Source organism: Actinokineospora enzanensis DSM 44649 (genome assembly GCF_000374445.1).
Lineage (GTDB): Bacteria > Actinomycetota > Actinomycetes > Mycobacteriales > Pseudonocardiaceae > Actinokineospora > Actinokineospora enzanensis.
Window position 1 is genome coordinate 1 of the sequence record NZ_KB894431.1, and the last position, 16,424, is coordinate 16,424.

At 69.2% G+C, this 16,424-nt stretch carries 12 protein-coding genes; 3 read left to right on the forward strand and 9 right to left on the reverse strand.

Annotated features, from left to right (window positions below; genetic code table 11):
* Window positions 1–162 precede the first annotated feature (162 nt).
* Together C503_RS0127580 and C503_RS0127585 are read right to left on the reverse strand one after the other, a co-directional pair.
* Window positions 163–1,443: a cytochrome P450 family protein gene (locus C503_RS0127580; protein ID WP_018685454.1), complete on the reverse strand. Its 1,281-nt coding sequence runs from the start codon at window positions 1,441–1,443 to the stop codon at window positions 163–165.
* A 566-nt stretch (window positions 1,444–2,009) separates the two neighbouring features.
* Entirely contained in the window at window positions 2,010–2,645 is a 636-nt protein-coding gene (locus tag C503_RS0127585) for a DedA family protein (RefSeq protein WP_018685455.1), read from the reverse strand.
* A 602-nt stretch (window positions 2,646–3,247) separates the two neighbouring features.
* Between C503_RS0127585 and C503_RS41120 the strand changes: the two genes are divergently transcribed.
* On the forward strand, window positions 3,248–4,114 hold the full coding sequence (locus C503_RS41120) for a MerR family transcriptional regulator (RefSeq protein ID WP_018685456.1): 867 nt from the start codon (window positions 3,248–3,250) through the stop codon (window positions 4,112–4,114).
* A gap of 14 nt (window positions 4,115–4,128) precedes the next feature.
* Here C503_RS41120 and C503_RS0127595 read toward each other — a convergent pair whose 3' ends face one another.
* The 6 genes from C503_RS0127595 to C503_RS0127620 form a co-directional block, all read right to left on the reverse strand.
* The gene (locus C503_RS0127595; protein WP_018685457.1) at window positions 4,129–4,464 is read right to left on the reverse strand and encodes a hypothetical protein; all 336 of its coding nucleotides are present in this window, start codon (window positions 4,462–4,464) and stop codon (window positions 4,129–4,131) included.
* A gap of 192 nt (window positions 4,465–4,656) precedes the next feature.
* Window positions 4,657–8,235, reverse strand: coding sequence for a multifunctional oxoglutarate decarboxylase/oxoglutarate dehydrogenase thiamine pyrophosphate-binding subunit/dihydrolipoyllysine-residue succinyltransferase subunit (locus tag C503_RS0127600; protein ID WP_018685458.1), 3,579 nt, complete (start codon window positions 8,233–8,235; stop codon window positions 4,657–4,659).
* A gap of 114 nt (window positions 8,236–8,349) precedes the next feature.
* Window positions 8,350–9,636 (reverse strand): MFS transporter, encoded by a 1,287-nt coding sequence (locus tag C503_RS0127605; RefSeq protein ID WP_018685459.1) that lies wholly within the window; start codon window positions 9,634–9,636, stop codon window positions 8,350–8,352.
* Window positions 9,633–9,980, reverse strand: a complete 348-nt coding sequence (locus C503_RS0127610) for a VOC family protein (RefSeq protein WP_033401137.1) — start codon at window positions 9,978–9,980, stop codon at window positions 9,633–9,635. The genes C503_RS0127605 and C503_RS0127610 overlap by 4 nt, the downstream gene beginning before the upstream one ends.
* Entirely contained in the window at window positions 9,980–10,147 is a 168-nt protein-coding gene (locus C503_RS0127615) for a hypothetical protein (protein ID WP_018685461.1), read from the reverse strand. Before C503_RS0127615 ends, C503_RS0127610 begins: the two co-directional genes overlap by 1 nt.
* A 70-nt stretch (window positions 10,148–10,217) precedes the next feature.
* Window positions 10,218–11,165, reverse strand: coding sequence for an NAD-dependent epimerase/dehydratase family protein (locus C503_RS0127620; protein ID WP_026316758.1), 948 nt, complete (start codon window positions 11,163–11,165; stop codon window positions 10,218–10,220).
* A gap of 118 nt (window positions 11,166–11,283) precedes the next feature.
* Between C503_RS0127620 and C503_RS0127625 the strand changes: the two genes are divergently transcribed.
* Window positions 11,284–12,330, forward strand: a complete 1,047-nt coding sequence (locus C503_RS0127625) for a GNAT family N-acetyltransferase (protein WP_018685463.1) — start codon at window positions 11,284–11,286, stop codon at window positions 12,328–12,330.
* 52 nt (window positions 12,331–12,382) lie between these two features.
* Here C503_RS0127625 and C503_RS0127630 read toward each other — a convergent pair whose 3' ends face one another.
* On the reverse strand, window positions 12,383–13,903 hold the full coding sequence (locus C503_RS0127630; RefSeq protein WP_018685464.1) for an alpha/beta hydrolase: 1,521 nt from the start codon (window positions 13,901–13,903) through the stop codon (window positions 12,383–12,385).
* 404 nt (window positions 13,904–14,307) lie between these two features.
* On the opposite strand from C503_RS0127630, the gene C503_RS0127635 reads away from it, so the two are divergent.
* On the forward strand, window positions 14,308–16,377 hold the full coding sequence (locus C503_RS0127635; RefSeq protein WP_084477347.1) for a DUF8189 domain-containing protein: 2,070 nt from the start codon (window positions 14,308–14,310) through the stop codon (window positions 16,375–16,377).
* The last annotated feature ends 47 nt before the right edge of the window (window positions 16,378–16,424 follow it).

Here is a 16,424-nt window from a genome sequence, read left to right on the forward strand (position 1 = left end):
AACCCAGCCACCACGCGGGATCGCGCCGGTCTCTTCCCACCCGATCCCAGGAGGCCCCCAGGGCCGAGTGGGATCGGGTGGGAAGAGACCGGCTGAAGGCGATCCCGCCGCCGAGGCGAAGCCGAGGCCAACAAACACAACACATGCGGGCCCAGCCGGTAATCACCCCAACCGCACCGGCAAAGCCTCCAGCCCCCGAATAGTAGAACTATGCGCCCACCGCAACTCCTCAGGCTCAACAGCCAACGAAACCCCAGGGAACCGAGCCAACAGCGCCCGAAGCGCCACTTCCCCTTCCATTCGAGCCAACGGCGCCCCCACGCAATAATGCACCCCATGCCCAAACGCGATATGCCCAGAAGTATCCCGAGTGACATCAATCCGATCCGGATCCGGAAACTTCCCCGGATCCCGATTGGCCGCACACAACGGCGCCAACACCAGATCCCCAGCCGGAATAGTCATACCCGCCAGCTCGATCGGCGCGGTGGTATGCCGAACAGTAGGCACATTAACCGGCCCCTCAAACCGCAAAAACTCCTCAATAGCCCCAGGCATCAACCCGGGATCAGCCACCAACTTGGCCTGCTGATCCGGCTGCTGCATCAAAGCAAGCATCCCACTGGCGATCAAGTTCACCGTAGTCTCATGCCCGGCAAGCAACAACAAAAACGTCATGGAAACCAGCTCCCGGTCATTCAACCGGTCCCCACCCTCATGCGCCTCGATCAACGAGGTCATCAAATCCTCACCAGGCTCCGCCCGCTTCGCCGCGACCAGGCTGGTCATATACTTTCCCATATTCGCCCGAGCCTCGGCAATAACGGCAGGCGGACTGGCAGACAGAATCGTCGACCCCCAGTCCCGAAATGCCTCACGATCGGCCGACGGAACCCCGAGCAGCTCACAGATCACCGTGATCGGCAACGGAAAGGCATAGTCGGCGATCAGATCGACCGTCCCATCCCCAGCCGCCGCGCGCTCGGCCAACCCATCGAGCAGACCCGCCGCAATACCTGCGGTCCGCGGCCGCAAGTGAGTGATGCCGCGTGCGGTGAACGCCTTCGTCACCAGCTTGCGCAGCCGGGTGTGCGCGGGCGGGTCGGAGTTGAGCATGTGCGAGGACAACGCGGCATCGAACCGCACCGGCGGCTTGTCCGGGTCGCGGTGCCGCTCGAACGCTTCGTGCCCGGCGCCCACGTCGTTGCTCAACCGCCCGTCGGCGAGCGCGGCGCGGACGTCGGCGTAGTGCGTCACCATCCAGGCGTGCGTGCCCTGCGGCAGGCTCACCCGCTGGATCCGGCCCGCGTCCCGCAGTGCCGTGTAGGTGGCGTAGGGGTCCTGGAAGAACTGCTCGTCCAGCCGGACCGGACACTGAGATCCGCTCGGACTGTCCACAGTGGTCGATGTGGCCTGACTGATCACGGCGTCCGGTACGGACATGGTCTCCCCCGGGAGGCGTCGAGTGGACCGCGGTCGCGGCGACCGTAACCAGCACCGCCCGAAACCTCCCAATGAGACCCAGGTCACGAATGACCGCCTACGGTCGACCATGCCTTAGGATCGCCCGTCCCCGACCGCGGCCACGGAAATATGCCGCCTGACCAGCAGTGGGTTGCCCTGTGTTCGCCGCACCGGCGTGGACATCGTGTGCGGGGAAGCGCCTCGACGCCGTCCTAGGGGGCACGGCGATAGGGGTATCCGATTGATCGGTGAGATGTGCTCAACGCCGGGCCTCGGTCAGGCGACACCCGGAATCCGCACCCGCCCGGCTGCCCGGATCTCACCGAACGCGGTGGCCGGAACCGGCCGGGTGTCGCCCGGCGGCACGGTCCGTGATCGGGTATGTCGAGTCCTGCTCACCAACGACGACCCGGTGGCTCTCGCCCGCGACTTCGAGTACCTGCGCACGGAATACGAGCCTTGTCGCTGTCGAACCTGAGAGGCTGGTCCGGTATCGGGTGGCCGCGGGTCGATCCCCGCTCCGCGGCCACCGGCCCCACGTCAGCTCACTCGGAGACCTTCTCCGGCTCCGGCTTCTCCTCGTGCGCGCCCATCCGCTTGCGCACGACCAGGGTCACCACCACACCCACGATGACGGCCAGGGCCAGGCCCGCCCAGGAGAAGCGGGACAGCCACTTCTCCGCGACGACGCCCAGGTAGTAGACCAGGGCCGTGGTGCCGCCCGCCCAGACGATGCCGCCGAGGGCGTTGGCGGTGAAGAAGCGGCCGTAGCTCATGTGCAGGGAACCGGCCAGTGGGCCGGACAGGATGCGCAGCAGTGCGATGAACCGGCCGAAGAACACCGCCCACATGCCGCGTCGGGCGAAGAGGGAGCGGGCCTTCTCGATGTGCGCGGGGCCGAAATGCTTGGGGAACTTGCGCCCGGCCCAGGCGAACAGCCGGGGGCCGCCCTTGCGGCCGATCGCGTACCCGATGCTGTCGCCCACGATCGCGCCCACCGTGGCGCACACGCCCACCCAGACGGGGTTGAGCTCGTGGTGCTGTGAGGCCATCAGGGCGGCGCTGACCAGCACGATCTCCCCGGGCAGCGGGATGCCGAGGCTCTCCACCCCGATGACCAGCCCGACGATCAGGTAGATCGCCAGCGGGGGGATGGCGTTGAGAATCTCATCGACTGACACAGGGGGCATCTTTCCTTGTCGGCGTTCCCGTCCGCAGGTATACCCCGATGTTTCCGTTTTGCCCTTTTAATCCTGTTGGCCGAGTCGCCACCGAGAACCGACCGGGCACGTCCGAACGCTCCTCGGTGGACATGAAGGCCGCCGGGACGTGCGCGGCGTCGGGGTCGGGGCGGTGGAGTGGGAATCGCCAGGTGCTCGGCGACCAGCGGCGATCGGACGCGGGGTTGGACACTCTCCGCAACGGAGATGCAACGGTCTTCTGGCAAAAGCGCGAACGTGTGTCACCCAGAAGAGTGGCATGTAGTGCCGGCGGGCCCGGTTGGGGCTAGAACTGACGACGTGGTTCGAAGGACCCGGGTGCGGACCACGGAGCCGGAGGTGCGGGCGACGTTGTCGGCCCCGGGACGGGGCTTGGAGCCCACAGGTGCTGATTCCGGGGCGGGTAGACTCCGCGGCGCGCGGGCGGTCGTGTCGCGGAGTCCCCATCCCCCTTCGAACCACGTGTCGGGGAAACCGGCCGCACGTCGTCGAGTCGAAGTTGGAGAGATGAACCGGAGCCTGCCGAGCCGAGGTTGTCAGCACAGTCCAGGAAACACCGTCCGGTGAGCGTCGACGAGGATTCGGAGTTCCGCCCCGGCCACAGTGCCGACCGGCTGCCCAGGTGGACAGCCGGACAGGTCGCCGGACGACTGGGAATCACCGAGTCGACCCTGCGCTCCTGGCACCGGCGGTACGGGTTGGAGCCCTACACGGCCCGGCAGGGCGGGCAGCGGCGTTACGGTCCGGACGACGTGGTGCGGCTGGCGCGGATGTGCGAGCTGGTCAACAGCGGCATGCGCCCCGCGGCCGCCGCCGGTCTGCTCAACGGGGCCGCCCCGCTGCGCAACACCCAGGACGCGGTGATCACCGCCGCCCGCAGGCTGGACACCGCGACCTGTTCGGACCTGCTGATCCAGTCCGTGCACCGGTGGGGTGTCATGCGGACCTGGGAACGGGTGTGCCGTCCGTCCCTGGTCATGGTCGAGCGGGCCCAGCGCCGCGACCCGGACTGTGTGGACAACGAGCACGCCCTGTCCTGGTCGATGACCGTCGCGTTGCACCGGGTACACCGGCCGTTGCGCGAGGCCTCGATCCTGCTCGCCTGCGCGCCGGGGGAGCAGCACTCGCTCCCCGTCGACGCGCTGGCGGCGGCGCTGGCCGAGCGCGACATCGCCGCCCGGGTGCTGGGCGCGGCCATGCCAACGCCCGCGCTGGTGCGGGCGGTCACCACGACCACCCCCGAGTCGGTGCTGCTGTGGTCGCACCGGACCGAACCGGCCCACCACGACGCCGCGACCACCATCGCCGGACTGGGCCCGCGGCTGATCGTCGCGGGGCCGGGCTGGCGGAGCACGCCCGTCCACTGGGAACAGCCGAAGTCACTGTCCACCGCGGTCGCGATGCTGAGCGAACCCCGATCCGACGACTGAGGCGCGGGCCCGCGTCAGCGGCGGCGACCGAGCACGATCACCGCCGCGGCGCAGGCCAACGCCCCACCCAGACACGTGAACAACAACGGATTGAGCCACCAGGGCATCTGCGCGTACGTGGTGCCGTCGGCGTACACGCACGTGGCCTGAGGTGGCAGCAGGCTCCACCGCAGTTCCTTGAACCCGGGATCGGCGAGGCCGGTCGACTGCTTCAGGCACTCCTCGTCGATCTCGCTCAACGTCACGATGATGAACCTCACCACGTACGACAGCATCCCGATCGACAACAGCACGTATCCGGCCACCCCGAGCAGGATCTCTGTCACCCGCAGCCGGGAACGTTCCACCATCCGAGCCTCACCTTCCCCCGTGCGGCCCAGCGAGTCCGGAACGCCGGTCCTGCACCGGCGACGGGATTCGGCGTGGGCGGCGTGATGATCCTGTCGAACCCAGGAGTCTCCATGCGCAAGCGCGTACCGCAGGCGGACGCGGTCCGGGGCCGCCACCGAAGGCCTTGGTGGCAGCCCCGGCCCGGCTGGACCTCAGTCGAACGCCCGCGCTATCAACGCCTTCTGCTCCACCTCGTGCACCTTGGACGAGCCCGCCGAGGGGGCCGCCATCGGACGCCGGGCCACGACCTCCAGCCGGGCGAGGACCTCCGGGAACTTCCGGGGCAGGTTGAGGCCGAAGAACGGCCACGCACCCTGGTTCTCCGGTTCCTCCTGCACCCACGCGATCCGATCGGCCCGGTTGTACCGCGCCAGGGCCGCGAGCAGTTTCCGCTTCGGCAGCGGGTAATACTGTTCGATCCGCACTATCGCCACATCGTCGATCCCCCGGGCGGCGCGCTCGGCGACCAGCTCCCAGTACAGCTTGCCCGAGGTCAACAGCACCTTACGAATCCGATCGGGCGTGGCAGTCGTGTCGTCGATGACCGACAGGAAGCGGGTTCGGTCGGTGAAGTCCGCCACCGGCGACGTCGCCGCCTTGTTCCGCAGCATCGACTTGGGCGTGAACACGACCAACGGCCGCTGGATCCCGTCCAGGGCGTGCCGCCGCAGCAGGTGGAAGTGGTTCGCCGGGGTCGACGGGACCGCGACGGTCATCGAACCCTCCGCGCACAGCTGCAGAAAGCGCTCGATGCGGCCCGACGTGTGGTCCGGGCCCTGGCCCTCGTGGCCGTGCGGGAGCAGCAGCACGACGTCGGAGCGCTGCCCCCATTTGGCCTCACCCGAGGAGATGTACTCGTCGATGACGGTCTGCGCGCCGTTCACGAAGTCGCCGAACTGCGCCTCCCACAGCACCAGCGACTCGGGGTTGGCCACCGAGTAGCCGTACTCGAAGCCGACCGCCGCGTACTCCGACAGCGCCGAGTCGTAGATCATCACGCGGCCCTGGCCGTCCGCCAGGTTCTGCAGCGGGGCGTACTCCTGGCCGTTCGCCCGGTCGATCAGCACGGCGTGCCGCTGGGTGAAGGTGCCGCGCCGGGAGTCCTGACCGGACAGTCGCACCAGGCGCCCCTCCATGGCCAGCGACCCGAAGGCCAGCAGCTCGCCGAAAGCCCAGTCTATCTCGCCCTCGCGCGACATCCGGTGCCGCCGTTGCATGACCGGCAGCACCCGGGGATGCGGGGTGAAGCCCTCGGGGACGTCCACGAACGCGTCGCCGATGCGCTCCACGACCTCGCGCGGCACGCCGGTGGCCAGTTTGGTCGGGACCTGCTGCTCTTCCTCGACCGACGGGCTCGGCGAGATCGGGTGCTGCTCCAGCTCGCGGACCTCGTTGAACACGTGCTCCAGCCTGCTGGAGAAGTCGCGCAGCGCGGCCTCGGCCTCGTCCTCGGACAGGTCACCGCGGTCGATCAGCGACTCGGTGTAGGTCTTGCGGACCGACCGCTTCGCGTCGATGACGTCGTACATCGCGGGCTGGGTCATGGACGGGTCGTCGCCCTCGTTGTGGCCGCGGCGGCGGTAGCAGACCAGGTCGATCACGACGTCCTTGTCGAACGCCTGGCGGTAGTCCACGGCCAGCTCGGCCACCCAGTGCGCGGCCTCCGGGTCGTCGCCGTTGAGGTGGAAGACGGGTGCGCCGATCATCTTCGCCACGTCGGTGGCGTACTGGCCGGAGCGCGAGTGCTCGGGCGCGGTGGTGAAGCCGACCTGGTTGTTGACCACGACGTGCACGGTGCCGCCGGTCCGATAACCGCGCAGCAGCGCCAGGTTCAGCGTCTCCGCCACGACGCCCTGGCCCGCGAACGCCGCGTCGCCGTGCAGCAGGACCGGCAGCACGGTGAAGCCGCCGGTGTCGCTGTCGCCCTTGTCGAGCAGGTCCTGCTTGGCCCGGACGATGCCCTCCAGCACCGGGTCCACGGTCTCCAGGTGCGACGGGTTCGCGGTCAGCGAGACCCGCGTCTCGCCGTCGCCGAACATGCGGAAGTACTTGCCCTCGGCGCCGAGGTGGTACTTCACGTCGCCGGAGCCGTGCGCCTGGCCCGGGTCCAGGTTGCCCTCGAACTCGCGGAAGATCTGGGAGATCGGCTTGCCGACGATGTTGGCCAGCACGTTCAGCCGACCGCGGTGCGGCATGCCGATGACGACCTCGTCCAGTTCGTACGCCGCCGCCTTGTCCAGCACGGTGTCCAGTAGCGGCACCAGGGTCTCGGCGCCCTCCAACGAGAACCGGCGCTGGCCGACGTACTTGGTCTGCAGGAACGTCTCGAACGCCTCCGCGGCGTTCAGCTTGGACAGGATGTACTTCTGCACCGCCGGGTCGGGCTTGGCGTGCGGGACCTCCACGCGCTCCTGGATCCAGCGGCGTTCCTGCGGGTCGAGGATGTGGGTGTACTCGACGCCGACGGTGCGGCAGTAGGCGTCGCGCAGCACGCCGAGGATCTCGCGCAGCTTCATCCGCTCGCGGCTGGAGAACCCGCCGACGGCGAACTCGCGGTCGAGGTCCCAGAGCGTCAGGCCGTGGCTGAGGACGTCGAGGTCGGCGTGGCCGCGCTGGCGGTGGTCGAGCGGGTCGGTGTCGGCCATCAGGTGTCCGCGCATCCGGAAGGCCTCGATCAGCTCCATCACCCTGGCGGTCTTGTCGACCGGGCCATCGGGGATGTCGGCGACCCAGCGGATCGGCTGGTAGGGCAGCCGCAGGCTGGCGAAGACGTCGTCGTAGAAGCCGTCCCCGCCGAGTAGCAGCTCATGGATGCGCTTGAGGTACTCGCCCGACTCGGCGCCCTGGACGATCCGGTGGTCGTAGGTCGAGGTGAGCGTCATGATCCTGGAGACGGCCAGGTCGGCCAGCGTCTTCTCGCTGGTGCCCTCGAAGTGCGCCGGGTACTGCATGGCGCCGACGCCGATGATCGCGCCCTGGCCTGCGGAGAGCCGGGGGACCGAGTGGTTGGTGCCGATGCCGCCGGGGTTGGTCAGCGAGATCGTGGTGCCCGCGAAGTCGTCCGCGGTGAGCGTGCCCGTCCTGGCCCGGCCGATGATCTCCTCGTAGGCCTGCCAGAACCGCAGGAAGCTCAGGTCCTCGACGGCCTTGATGGAGGCGACGACCAGGGTGCGGGCGCCGTCGCGGCCCTTGAGGTCGATCGCGAGACCCAGGTTGACGTGCTCCGGGGTGACCGCGAACGGCTTCCCGTCGACCAGCCGGTAGTGCCGGTTCAGGTTCGGGAAGTCCTTCAGCGCGCGCACCATGGCGTAGCCGATGAGGTGCGTGAAGGAGATCTTGCCCGCGCGGGTGCGCTTGAGATGGTTGTTGATGACGATACGGTTGTCGGCCATCAGCTTGGCCGGGACCGCGCGCACGCTGGTGGCGGTCGGCACCGACAACGAGGCGTCCATGTTCTTCGCGATCGCGGCGGCGGCACCGCGTAACTGCTTGGACTCGGCGGCGTTCTCGATCCTGGTCGGGGCCGGGGCCGGGGCCGGGGCCGGGGCCGGGGTCGAGCCGTTCCGGGTCGGTGGGGAGCCGTTTCCGCTTGGCCTGTCCGGCCGGTATTCGGCGAAGAACTCGTGCCAGGCGGCGTTCACCGACTTGGGATCTGCCAGGTACTGCTCGTACATCTCCTCGACGAGCCACTCATTGACACCGAACTGCGCTGCGGGATTGCTGCTGGCCACGGCTGGCGTTCGCCTCTATCCATCCTCGATCCGACACCATGCGCTTGCTCGTCGCCAGGCTAGCCCTGCCGCAGTGTGCGAGGGCGGACAACCCGCGAGGTCGTACGCGGTGTGTTACTCGGTGGCCGATGTCCGGTTCGCGGCGGCGGCGGCCGCTGCCAAGGCGATCGCGAACAACACATAGGAAGCGAGCAGCCCACTGGAGCCGTCGGAGCTGAGGGTGCCGCCGATCGCGCGTCCCAGGAGTTGGCCGGTGCACTCGGCCGTGATGACCGCGGTGGCCAGTTCCGCCGCGGTGAAACCGCTCGTGCCCGCGGTCGTCGCCCTGATGTACAGCCCCGGATACGCCAGCCCGACACCGATCCCGCCCACCGCCCAGGCGGTGGCCACTACTGCGAATGGCCCAGCGAAGGCCAGTTCGGTTGCCAGTGCAGCGGTTCCGAGCGCGGCAATGCCGAGTCCGATGGTGGGGAAGCATTGTGGTCTGGTGAACCGGGTGGTCAGGAGACTGGTGACACCCCAGGCCAGCGGGGCGGCGCCGAGGACGATGGCCGCCTGTCCGAGGCTGACGTGCAGGCCGGTGGTCAACAGCACGGTGATCAGGCTGTCCGCGCCGAAGTAGCCGACCGCGAACAACACCATCGCGCCGAGCGCGGCGGGAGTCCCCGGCCTGAGGCGCGCGGTTCCCGCGGGCAGGATCGTCACCATTCCGACTGTGGCGACTGCGGCGCCGATGATCGCGAGCGGCCACCAACCCGTGCTCAACACGACGCCTGCTGCGCCCAAGGGGATCAGCAATGTCCGCGCCACCGGACGTTGTGCTGCCTGGTCGGGTTTATCGTCACGGACCGCGCGCACCACGAGTAACCGTCCGAAGAGGACGAACGGGATCGGGACGAGCAGGGTCCAGCGCCAGCCCACGAGGTGTTCGAGGCCCAGGGTGGCGGCGGGGCCGACCAACGCGGGCGCGATCCACATCGCCGAGGACGCGGCGACCACGCGGACGCGCAGCCGTTCGTCGAGATGCCGGATCGCGGTGCTGATACCGAACACGGCCAGCAAGCCGCCTGCGAGCCCGTTGGCGAACTGTCCCACCGCGAAAACCCACGCCGTCCGGGCGGTGGCGGCCAGGATGAGACCGCCGACGTAGGCAGGCATGCCGACAGCCAGTGTGCTTCGCGTACCCAGGCGGCCGAGAACCCGGCTCGACAGCGGCAATGCGACGAACAACCCCAGTGTCGAACCGGCGATCAGCAGCGCGAGCCGGTCGGTTGCGTCCAGGTCGGTGGCGACAATGGGCAGCAGGGTGGAGGCGACGAAACCGGTGACGGCGGCGGCGAACTCAAGCGCCACGATTCCCGCCGCGAGGAGGACGGTGCTCGTGGTGCGGGTTTCGCTCATGTGTAGAGCTCTCGGTCGTACCGGTTTATCTGCACCCACACGCCATCCGGGTCCTGGACCCGCAGGTAGTGCCCGAACCTCTCGTCCATGATCTCCGACGGCTCGAACCCGGCCACCCGCAGCCGCTCGACGACGTTTTCCAGGGGTTCGTCGGCCTCGAAAGCCAGCTCGCACCGCCCCACGTCCTCGGCGGGCCCGCGATGGATGGCGAGCATGCCACTGTCGGCGGGCATCTCGACCCACCCGCCAGGCCGCGACGCGGGCCCGACCCGCAGGCCGACCGCCTGGTAGAACCGCGTCGACGCGGCGACATCCGAGCTGTAGCGAATCGGCATCACGCGCATCACGGTCGCTCCTTGTCGGTGACGTGCCCCTGCCGCAGGAAACTCTCCAGCGCCCGCTCGACGAACGCCGACAACGACTCGTCCGCGTCGACGGACGCGTGCTTCACCCGCCGGATGAGGTCTCCCGGCAGATAGACGCTGAACTGCCGCTTGTCGGCTTGAGGCATGCCCGCATGCTAGCATGTGAGCACAGCGCCGCCCGGCGAGTGCCGATTCCGACCGTTGTGACCTGCGCGTTCAGTGATCGCGGCGCAATGAGGCACTGATCGTGTCGCGGAGGGCGTCCGCGAGGTCGCCACCGGTGACGCCGAGCCCGGTGCGGCATACCGACTCGTCCACGTACAGCTCGGACATCAACAGACCCGGTACCCGGGCAGGCGTCAGGCCGGACTCGCGCCCGGTCAGCCGGTGCCACAGCCCGACACCGCGTATCCCCGCGTGCACCACCACTCGCGGCAGCCGATACACCCGCACCGGCTCGCGCCTACCCGCCGCGACGGCCAGCCGCGCGACCAGCTCCCGCCAGGTGAGGTTCGCGTCCGCCACCGGGAAGGCGCCGTCCGCGGCCCGCTCGACCGCGCCTGCCGCGGCCTGCCCGACGGTCACCGCCGACGTCACCGCCGTACCGCCGGTCAACGACACCAACGGCAGCCGCGACCGCAACCACGGCACCGCGGGCGCCCACAGCGGGCGCCGCCCCTCGGCCGACCCGAACACCAGCGGTATCTCCAGCACCGCCACGGTCATCCCATCGCCGGAATGCTCCGTCGCCAGCTCGATCTGCCCCAGCCGACTCCGCACGTACGGATGGTGCTCGGCCAGACCCCAACCCGGATGAGCCCTGTGCAGCGCGGTGAAATACGAGCCGAACACCACCACGCGCCCGCATCGAGCCTCCCGCGCCGCGTCCAGCATCCGGCGCAACGCCGCCACATTGGCGTCATGGAAGAATCGCTCCGCCGGAGCCCGCGGCACATGCCGGTCGTCGGCCCCCGTGGCCCACACCACCCCGTCGAAACCGTGCAGCGTCGAGGTCCACTCACTCTCGGAGAGCCGCTGAACGTCCCCCAGAACCGACGCGTCCCCCTGCCGCGCCAACGTGCTGACCTCGTGCCCGCGACTCTTCAACTCCGCGGAAGTGTGCTGCCCGAGCAGACCGGTGCCGCCGACAACCAGAACACGCATCGTCACCCGCCCACCATCACAGAACCCACACCCCAGGGCAACGGATGTCACCACATCCCGCGCGTGGCCGTGGTAGTGGTGGTGGCACTGGTTCTCGGGGACGGATCAAGGGGGAGATATGACGCTGGTCGTGTCGAGATTCGAGCCCGCGGCGGCCGCTGATGCCGTGCTGCGCGGGTATTACGAGGTGATGAGAGCCAGCCAGGCGAGAGACCGCGTGGACGAGCCGCGCCTCACCTACGAGAACTGCGTCGGGCGGCTGAGAACCCCGTTCGCGGGGCTCGGACCGGTGGCGCATTGGATCGCGACCGCCGAAGGCGAGATCGTCGGCCTGGCGACCGTGTATCTCATGGAAGGCCCGCAAAACGGACAGCTCGCCGTCACCGACATCCAAGTGCACCCGCGCCACCGGCGAAAGGGCGTGGGGACGGAGGTGTTGCGGACTCTTCTGCCCTGGTTACGGGAGAACGGACGCACTGTCGTCGAATACTGGCAGGTCACGAAGAACGGCGACGGCGAACACTGGGCGCGCGGACTGGGCATGCGCACCACCTACCACAACCGTTTGCAGGCGCTCTCGCTCGCCGAACACGACCCGAAGCGGTGGCGGCCGGACACCCCTCGTGGATACCGTCTCGTCCAGTGGGATGACGCCGCGCCGGACGAGTTGCTGGAGTCGTATGTCCGTGTACACCGGGCGATGCGGGACGCGCCCCACGAGGGGATGGCGTACCAGGCTCCGGAATGGACAGTCGAGGGCATCCGTGCCAGGGAGGCGGAGTTCCGGGAAAGCGGTGTACGACAACGAGTCGTCGTCGCCGTGCACGAGCGGACGGGCGAGGTCGCCGGGTTCACCGAACTGGAGCAGCACCCGCACCGGCCCCGCTGGGGCTATCAGCGTGACACCGGCGTCCTGTCCGCCCACCGGGGCCACGGACTGGGATACGTCGTCAAGTCGCGCATGCTCACCTGGCTGCTGGCCGATGTCCCGGACCTGGAACTCGTCTTCACCGGGTCCAACGCGGGCAACACGCACATGCTCCGGGTCAACGCCGAACTGGGCTACACGGTCACCCGCGAGATGATCGCGGTCAACCAGGACATCGACGCCTTGGCGGTGGCTCTGGGGCGCACCGAGAACGACTCGATCGGAAGTCCGTCGTGAACCCGAGTCCGGGCACTCTGGAACGAGTGCCCGGACTCGGTGAGGCCATGGTTCAGCGGAATCCCAGGGACACGACCGGCGATTGCGCCTGGGGAGCCGGATCCGGTTCACAGGACGTGTCATGGTCCGGGAGTGTTCCCGTGGCCAGGTACAGGTTCACCGCGGTGATCCCGCACGACGGCGCCGTCGGGTTGTACACCCCGTGGTTGCCCGCGTCGACGGTCACCAACCGGGCGCGGTGGCCGAGGGAGTGGCGCATGTCCAACGCGCCCTCGTACGGTGTGGCGGGGTCCCGCAGGTTCTGCACCATCAGGATGTTCTCCGGACCGTGGTCATGGATCGATACCGAGCGCTCCCGAGGATCCGGCCAGAACGCGCACGCCCGGATGTTGGCGCCCATACCGCCCAGGATCGGATAACGGGCGCGATCCTCCCGCGCCGCCCGCCGATACCGGTCCACATCATGCGAGGACCGAGCGTCGCCACAGGCCACCGCCGTCTGTACGGCGGCCGCGTTGTCCGGGGGAATGCCCGGGATGTCCACCGGGGGGAACACCATCGGTGGCGGACCCTCGCCCGCGAGGAAGTGCCAGATCCCCGCGAACGACGGGAAGGCGGCCGTGTAGTACGAGGCCGCGAAGTAGATGGCCCGGAACGTGTTCCCGTCCACCAGCGCGAAGTCCGGGATCTCGACCGGTTTCCGGTCCAGCCGCTCAGCCAGCGCGAACATGTTGGCGCGCACCTGTTCCGGCGTCGTACCCAGGCTCGGGTCGTGCGCGATGGACCACGCGGCGAAGTCGGCGAACCGGACCTCGGTCGCCTTGTCCGCCATCCGCCATTCCCCCTGCCAGACCGAGTGCGGCCCGACAGCCGAGTCGAGGATGACGCGGTCGGTCCGGTCGGGGAACAACGACGTGTACACCGCGCCGAGATAGCTGCCGTAGGAAGCGCTGTTGTAGGAGATCTTGCGTTCCCCGAGCGCGGCGCGGACGCGGTCCAGGTCGCGGGCCGTGTTCGCCGTGGTGATGTAGGGGAGTTCGCGGCCGCCGTTGGCGAGGCAGTCCTGGGCGAGACCGCGGGCGAAGGCGATGTTGTCGTCGATGGAACCATCGGCGGCCGGGAATGGCTGGAGCTTGGCCCGAGGAACCTGCGCGGCGGTACGACCGCACGTGATCGGTGAACTGTAGGCGACGCCGCGTGGATCGAAGCCGACCAGGTCATAGCGGTCGAGCACGTCGGGCGGATAGATCTGGGCGTAGAAGCTTGGCAGATTCAGACCGGCGATACCGGGATCGCCCGCGTTGTGCACCAGGATTCCGCGCCGCAGGTCGGGTTTCGCGGTCGATAGTCGGGATACCGCGATCTGGATGGTGGGGCCGTGCGGATCGGAGTAATCGAGCGGCACGGTGATCCGAGTGCACCGCAGGCGTGGGTCGATGGGGTTGCCGTAGGGATCGGGTGGACATTCGGTCCACATCGGCGGTGGGGGGCCGGGAGCGGCCTGTGCGGGGACGGAGGTGACCAGACTCGCCAACACCACCGCGCCGAGCAGGACCGGGAGTGATCGTCGCACCGTTCGACGGTAGGGCGGCGCGCGCACCCCGTCATCCACCCGGGAGCGGCATACCCATACCCCGCACGTCCACGTACGGACGGTGTGGACCGTCCCGGGGTACTGCCGTTCAGCCGTTCGAACGGTCCGCGGCACCCGACAGCGCGACCGGGTCGCGAGGTTTCTCCTCCATGGTCGTTTGGTGAGGTTTTCGGCCGACCCGACCCGAGAAGTAGCGAGCACACGGTCCGAACGGGCAATGCCGGGGGAGCGAAAGGGGCATGGTCACTCGAACCATTTCTTGGACAGTGCCATGCTACCCCCGTTCGCGCCTTTCGCGACCGAAACCTTGCCTGAAACGAAGGCGGAATCGAATTCTGTTGGCGACGAGCGAAATCATTGCAGTCGAATGGGGAGGTTCGCGTATGAGAAGCAGGTTTATCTGTTCCCTCGCGGTGGCGGGGGTGACGTTGTCGGCCGTGCCCGAGGTCGGCGTGCCCGCGCTCGCCGCCGGGCAGGACCCGGTCACCGTCCAGGTCGTCGCGCACCAGGATGACGACATCCTGTTCATGAACCCCGATCTGCAGAACTCGATCCGCCTGGGCAGGCCGGTGAAGACCATCTTCGTCACCGCGGGCGAGAACACCCACGCCCCCGGCGACGAGGGCCCGCTGCCGAGCCGCGACACCTGCAAGACCGGCGCCGACCTGGTCCGGGAGGAGTACGCCTACTGCAGGCAGCGGGGCGCCATGGCCGGGTACGCGCTGATGGCCGGTCTACCCGACGACTGGGACCACGACGCGCTGTCGGTCGACACCGGCGAGGGCGCGGTCGTCGTCGACGAGTACACCCTGCGCGGCCGGTCCGACCTGGCGCTGGTGTTCCTCGACCTGCCGGAGAACGCCGACGCGAACCCGGACGTCGCTCCGCAGGGCCGGGGGAGCCTGGTCCACCTGTGGGCGCGCACCGGCACCGCGAACACCGTGCTGACCTGGGGCACCCTGGCGGGCCGCTACACCTACGACCACGACCGGCTCGTGGACGTGCTGCGCGGCCTGTTCGACCACTACCGTCCGACCGTCATCCGGGCGCAGGACCCGGAGCCCGACCCCAGGTACTCCGGCGACCACGACGACCACGTCCACGCCGCCCGGTTCGCCGCCGAGGCTGCCGGGGCGTACACCGACGGCACCGGCCAGGCCGTCGACCTGGTCGACTACCGCGACTACAACCTCTCCGACGCGCAGCAGAACGTGACCGGTCTGCCCGACCTGCACGACGGCGGCCGCGACCAGAAGGCGGCCACCTACCTCGCCTATGACGGCTGGGACACCCACACCTCCGCCGACAGTCCGACCTACCTGGGCTGGACCAGGCGCATGTACCACCGGTACCCGACGGGCACCACCTGGGTCGGGGCGAACGCCGACGGCAGGTTGGCGGCGTTCGCGGTGCTCAGCGGCCACCTGGTCGCCTGGCGGCAGGGAACGGACGGCGAGTTCGGCCGGGGCGAGGTGCTGACCACCCCGTGGCGGCTGCTGCCCGGCCTGACCGTCGGCCGCAACGCCGACCACCGGCTCCAGGTGCTCGCCCGCCGCGCCGACACCCACGAGATCGTGACCACCTGGCAGGTCGAGGTGAACGGCGGCTTCTCCGGCGAGTGGGCGTCGCTGGGCAATCCGAACGCCGGGACCGGCAACGAGGCCCAGGTCGGCGCCCCGGTCGCGGTGCTCGGCCCCGACGGGTTGCAGCGCGTCGCGGTGAAGAACGGCGACGGCGGGATCAGTGTCCTGACCCAGCAGGAGGCCGATGGCGCGTGGGGCACCGACTGGACCGACATCGGCGCAGGCACGGGCGTGCAGGACCCGGTGGCGCTCGCGGTCGACCGGACCGACGGCGTCAACGTGTTCGCCTACTCCATCGACGACGGCGTCGGCTCCATCCGGCACTGGCGCGCCGCGCCGGGGGAGGGCTACACCGCGCAGCCGCAGCTGGCCGGGTACGAACCGGCGGGACCGCCCGCCGTGGCGCACAGCAAGGACGGCAGGCTCGACGTGTTCTACCGGCTGGCCACCAACTCCACCAACGACTTCGCGGGCCTCGTCGGCCACACCTGGCAGCGCTCGGACGGGTCGTTCAGTCCGACCGGCGAGCAGGTCGGCGGCCACGGCGGCGTCGGCGCGGTCGCGGTGGGCGACGCACCCGGGCCGTGGTCGGGTTCCACCCCGGTCGCGGACGCGCGCATCCTGGTATTCGCCGGGAACGCGGGCACCGGCCAGAGCACGACCCGGCAGACCGGCCCCGACGCGGGCTACTCGACCTTGTGGACCGACGTCGGCGCGGTGCACGTCGACCAGCCCGCGGCCGCCGTCGACCGCGACGGCTGCGTGTTCTCCTTCGCGCTCACCGATTCCGGCTCCCTGGTCGTACGCAACCAGACCCGGTGCAGCGGCGGCGCGGCGTTGGACCGTACCCGCGAGATCGACGGCCCCTGACCGGCTTGGGAAAACCTGGGGATGCGTGGTCCCCGGACGAAACGCGG

What these genes read in the sequence shown, in the direction of transcription:
- C503_RS0127610 (WP_033401137.1), bottom strand. Translation starts at nt 9,980, where the DNA reads ATGCGCGTGATGCCGATTCGCTACAGCTCGGATGTCGCCGCGTCGACG.
- C503_RS0127625 (WP_018685463.1), top strand. Translation starts at nt 11,284, where the DNA reads ATGACGCTGGTCGTGTCGAGATTCGAGCCCGCGGCGGCCGCTGATGCC.
- C503_RS0127605 (WP_018685459.1), bottom strand. Translation starts at nt 9,636, where the DNA reads ATGAGCGAAACCCGCACCACGAGCACCGTCCTCCTCGCGGCGGGAATC.
- C503_RS0127595 (WP_018685457.1), bottom strand. Translation starts at nt 4,464, where the DNA reads ATGGTGGAACGTTCCCGGCTGCGGGTGACAGAGATCCTGCTCGGGGTG.
- C503_RS0127615 (WP_018685461.1), bottom strand. Translation starts at nt 10,147, where the DNA reads ATGCCTCAAGCCGACAAGCGGCAGTTCAGCGTCTATCTGCCGGGAGAC.
- C503_RS0127580 (WP_018685454.1), bottom strand. Translation starts at nt 1,443, where the DNA reads ATGTCCGTACCGGACGCCGTGATCAGTCAGGCCACATCGACCACTGTG.
- C503_RS0127620 (WP_026316758.1), bottom strand. Translation starts at nt 11,165, where the DNA reads ATGCGTGTTCTGGTTGTCGGCGGCACCGGTCTGCTCGGGCAGCACACT.
- C503_RS0127635 (WP_084477347.1), top strand. Translation starts at nt 14,308, where the DNA reads ATGAGAAGCAGGTTTATCTGTTCCCTCGCGGTGGCGGGGGTGACGTTG.